This window comes from Micromonospora sp. PRAS1 (assembly GCF_059553435.1).
Map to the genome: position 1 here is coordinate 1 of NZ_JCANNB010000084.1, position 3,545 is coordinate 3,545.

The 3,545-nt window shown below is 72.4% G+C and carries 2 protein-coding genes and 1 pseudogene; 1 reads left to right on the top strand and 2 read right to left on the bottom strand.

Annotated features, from left to right (window positions below):
• A partial coding sequence (locus tag AC507J_RS32140; RefSeq protein ID WP_496294294.1) for an NUDIX domain-containing protein occupies positions 1-919 on the bottom strand: 919 nt, incomplete at its 3' end.
• 144 nt (positions 920-1,063) lie between these two features.
• On the opposite strand from AC507J_RS32140, the pseudogene AC507J_RS32145 reads away from it, so the two are divergent.
• Positions 1,064-1,378: pseudogene (locus AC507J_RS32145) on the top strand (PspC domain-containing protein); the annotation flags it as partial.
• 430 nt (positions 1,379-1,808) lie between these two features.
• On the opposite strand, the gene guaA reads toward AC507J_RS32145, so the two are convergent.
• The gene (guaA, locus tag AC507J_RS32150; RefSeq protein ID WP_496294296.1) at positions 1,809-3,365 is read right to left on the bottom strand and encodes a glutamine-hydrolyzing GMP synthase; all 1,557 of its coding nucleotides are present in this window, start codon (positions 3,363-3,365) and stop codon (positions 1,809-1,811) included.
• Between the last annotated feature and the right edge of the window lie 180 nt (positions 3,366-3,545).

Sequence of the window (3,545 nt, forward strand, 5' to 3'; positions counted from 1 at the left end):
CGGCGGTCACCTCGGTGAGGCGGTCGGTGGGCAGGGCACCGAGTTCCTCGCGGGCGAACCAGCGGGCCTCACAGGTGGAGCCGCCGACGTCACCGACGGTCGGCGGGGCCGGCTGGTCCACCACCACCCGGTAGAAGGCGCGTACGCCGTGCCAGTCGATCGGGTAGCCCTCCGGACCGAGCGACGCCGCGTCCCGGTGACTGGCGACCCCGAGCAGCTCGACGAGGCGCCCCGTCTGCCCGGTTTCCTCCACCAGTTCCCGGATCAGCGCCGCACCCGGCTGCTCGCCGTAGTCGGTGCCGCCACCGGGCAGGTGCCAGCAGCCAGCGCCGGGGTAGCCGTCGGAGACCCGGGTCAGCAGCACCCGCCCGTCCGGGTCGGTGACCACGGCGTACGCGGCGAAGCGCTGCGCCCGGTGCAGCCCGTCGGGACCGGGGACCGCGTAGAACGAGGGGAACTCCGGTGGCTCGTCGGGCACGATGTCCGCCGAGGAGGTGGGCAGCCCGAGGGCCCGGGCGGTGAACGAGCGCAGCGGCAACTGCCGCGCCTCCTCCAGGGTGAACCAGCGGGCCAGGTCGGTCGGGCGGTCGACCCGATCGGTAAGCGAACCACCCCGCACCGAGACCCGGTAGACCAGGCGGTCGGTGTGGATGGTGATGCCCCGCTCGGGCAGGGCCCGCATGTCCGCCAGCACGTCGTGCAGGCCGCCGACGGCCACCGACAGGCCGGTCTCGGTGGCGGTCTCCCGGACGACTGTGTGCTGCGGATCCTCACCGTGGTCGACCGCCCCGCCGGGCAGGGACCACGTACCGGGTGTGCCGGAGCGCTCCGATGCGCGGACCAGCAACACTCGGTCTACCGAATCAGTACAGACTGCGTATGCCGCGATCCTGCGCAGCGGCTCCAGCATGGTGGTCACGGAGCCAAATTCTCCTCGCGACCGGTTACCGACGCGGAAAAGAGTCGGATTCCTGACTGATCACTCCCCCCTGAGGTTGAGTTCAGGGTATGGATCCGGGCTGTCACCGAGGTCGATACGCATCGTGGCGCGGACCGTGGAGGCATGACTTCCACATCGCAGGCCCCGTACAAGCAACTACGCCGCCCGACCACTGACCGGATAGTGGCCGGGGTGGCCAGCGGCCTCGGCCGCTACTTCGGCGTCGACCCCAACCTGGTCCGCGTCCTCTTCGCCGTCGCGACCCTGTTGACCGGCGGGATCGCCGCGCTCACGTACCCGATCATGTGGTTCCTGATGCCCGAGGAGCCGGCCGGCGCACCCGCCTGGCCGCACCCGACGCCGCCCGGGCCGGCCGGCGCACCGCCGTACCCGGCACCCCACGGACCAGCCGGCGCACCGCCGTACCCGACGCCGCCCGGGCCGGCCGGCGCACCGCCGTACCCGGCACCCCACGGACCAGCCGGCGCACCCGCCTGGCCGCACCCGACGCCGCCCGGGCCGGCCGGCGCACCGCCGTACCCGGCACCCCACGGACCAGCCGGCGCACCGCCGTACCCGGCACCGCACGCACCGGCCGGCGCTTCGCCGCACCCGGCCTGGCCGTTTCCCGGGCCGGCGGGTCACCCGCCGCAGCCCGGCCAGGCGCCCCAGGGCGGCGCCGCAGCACAGCCCGGCTCCCCGCCGCAGGGCGACATTGCGGCACAGGGCGACATTGCGCCGCAGCCCGGCCAGGCGCAGGGCGAAAGCGCACCGCAGGGCGACGTTGCGCCGCAGGGCGGTCACGGGTCGGAACCGGTGGCGCGGCCGGCGCCTCAGCCGCCGGCCGGACCGGGGGCGTGAGCCCGCGTCACTCCCACTCGATGGTGCCCGGCGGCTTGCTCGTGACGTCCAGGACCACCCGGTTCACCTCGGCCACCTCGTTGGTGATCCGGGTGGAGATCCGGGCGATCACGTCGTAGGGCAGTCGGGACCAGTCGGCGGTCATCGCATCCTCGCTGGAGACCGGGCGCAACACCACGGGATGCCCGTAGCTGCGCCCGTCGCCCTGCACACCGACGCTGCGAACGTCGGCGAGCAGCACCACCGGGAACTGCCACACGTCCCGGTCCAGGCCGGCGGCGGTCAGTTCCTGGCGGGCGATGTAGTCGGCCCGGCGCAGCACGTCGAGGCGCTCCCGGTCGACCGCGCCGATGATCCGGATGGCCAGGCCCGGGCCCGGGAACGGGTGCCGCCAGATCATCGCCTCGGGGAGGCCGAGCTGGAGGCCGAGCGTACGAACCTCGTCCTTGAAGAGCGTGCGCAGCGGCTCGACCAGGGCGAACTTCAGGTCCTCAGGCAGTCCGCCGACGTTGTGGTGACTCTTGATGTTGGCGGTGCCGGTGCCGCCACCGGACTCGACCACGTCCGGGTAGAGGGTGCCCTGCACCAGGAACTCGACGTCGCCGTGCGAGGCGATCTCCCGGGCGGCGGCCTCGAAGACCCGGATGAACTCCCGGCCAATGATCTTGCGCTTCTGCTCCGGGTCGGTCACCCCGGCCAGCGCGCCGAGGAACCGGTCGGCCGCGTCGACCACCTTCAGCTTGATGCCGGTGGCCGCGACGTAGTCCTTCTCCACCTGCTCGGCCTCGCCGGCCCGGAGTAGACCGTGGTCGACGAAGACGCAGGTCAGCTGGTCGCCGACGGCCTTGTGCACAAGCGCTGCGGCGACTGCCGAGTCCACCCCGCCGCTGAGACCGCAGATGACCTCCTTGTCGCCGACCTGCGCGCGGATCCGGGCCACCTGCTCGTCGATGATGTTCTCGGGCGTCCAGGTCGGCTCGATCTCGGCGATTTCGTACAGGAAGCGGGTCAGCATCTCCTGCCCGTACGCGGTGTGCCCCACCTCGGGGTGGAACTGCACGCCGGCCCGCCGGCCGACCAGGTCCTCGAAGGCGGCGACCGGTGCACCGGCCGACTCGGCGGTCACCGTGAAGCCCTCCGGCGCCTCGGTCACGCAGTCGCCGTGGCTCATCCAGACCGGCAGGTCGGCCGGCAGGTCACGGAGGAGTACGCCCGGGTCGAGCAGGCGGGGTCGCAGCGGGGTGCCGCCGTACTCGCGGTTGCCGGTACGCGCCACCGTGCCGCCGAGGGAGCGGGCCATCGCCTGGAACCCGTAGCAGATGCCGAAGACCGGCACACCCGTGCGGAACAGGCCGTCATCGACCTGCGGGGCGCCCGGCTCGTAGACGCTCGACGGGCCGCCGGAGAGGATGATCGCGACCGGGTCGCGGGCCAGCATCTCGGCCACGGGCATGGTGTGCGGGACGATCTCGGAGTAGACCTTCGCCTCGCGTACCCGCCGGGCGATCAGCTGGGCGTACTGGGCACCGAAGTCGACCACGAGGACAGGACGCGGCAGGCTCATGTGCAGAAAGCCTACCGACAGTCAAGGCTCGCCCCGGCCCGGCCCCTCCCACCCCACAACCTCGCCGATCATGCACTTTCCGTCACCGATTTGCGGCTTATGAGCCCTATGCCCCGACGGTAAGTGCAAGATCGCGGGGCAGAACAGAGGGGGCAGAACAGAGGGGGCAGAACAGAGGGG